General features: G+C 57.8%; 1 protein-coding gene. It reads right to left on the bottom strand.

Going from position 1 to position 332, the window contains the following annotated elements; genetic code table 11:
* Positions 1 to 151: 151 nt before the first annotated feature.
* Positions 152 to 332: hypothetical protein (locus tag EN853_RS34430; protein ID WP_210236099.1), on the bottom strand; the 181-nt coding region annotated here is incomplete at its 5' end.

The raw sequence follows: 332 nt of genomic DNA, 5'->3' as shown, positions 1-332 counted from the left end.
CACGACCACCAGGATCGAGCCGGCAGCCGCGAAGCCCGGTACCATCGACAGTGGCGTGTGGAAGCCGTCGGTCAGCAGCCACGGCACCAGCCCGGCAACGACGCCCGGCGCGACGACCAGAAACAGCGCGCTGCCGGCGATTGCTGAAAAACTACGCATCCAGGGACCCCTGCCGCAAAAATAAACTTGGCCTGCCGAAGTCGGCTTCATTTCGCTGATTTACGCGGTTCAGAGCAAAATTGGCTGCATTTTGCATTTCAGCAGTCACTTCTGATCCGAAAATACGGCGGAATCGCCCTATTTTTCTGGTCCTATGGCTTCCTCGAATAGGT

Source organism: Mesorhizobium sp. M1C.F.Ca.ET.210.01.1.1 (assembly GCF_004791585.1).
Classification (GTDB): Bacteria; Pseudomonadota; Alphaproteobacteria; order Rhizobiales; family Rhizobiaceae; genus Mesorhizobium.
Note: the sequence above shows the minus strand (reverse complement) of the source record. Positions and strands in the feature narration are given on the sequence as shown.